Annotated in this window: 1 protein-coding gene; it reads left to right on the top strand. The window is 58.1% G+C overall.

What is annotated here, in order from left to right; translation table 11 throughout:
• Window positions 1-258 (top strand): aldo/keto reductase (locus tag BK660_RS32165; RefSeq protein WP_185045369.1); only part of this gene is annotated, 258 nt, incomplete at both ends.

Here is a 258-nt window from a genome sequence, read left to right as displayed (position 1 = left end):
CATCGCCGGAAAACCAGGTCCCGGTCGAAGAGTTCATGGCCGCCCTGCTGGAAGCCAAACGCTTGGGCCTGACCCGGCAGATCGGTGTGTCCAACTTCACCATCGATTTGATGAAGCAGGCGATTGCGGCGGTCGGTGCCGACCACATCGCGACCAACCAGATCGAACTGCACCCGTACCTGCGAAACCGTAAAGTCGTCGAGTTTGCACAGAGCCAAGGCATTCACATCACTTCGTACATGACCCTCGCTTACGGTG

This window comes from Pseudomonas brassicacearum, assembly GCF_003732265.1.
Taxonomy (GTDB): Bacteria; Pseudomonadota; Gammaproteobacteria; order Pseudomonadales; family Pseudomonadaceae; genus Aquipseudomonas; species Aquipseudomonas brassicacearum_D.
Note: the sequence above shows the minus strand (reverse complement) of the source record. Positions and strands in the feature narration are given on the sequence as shown.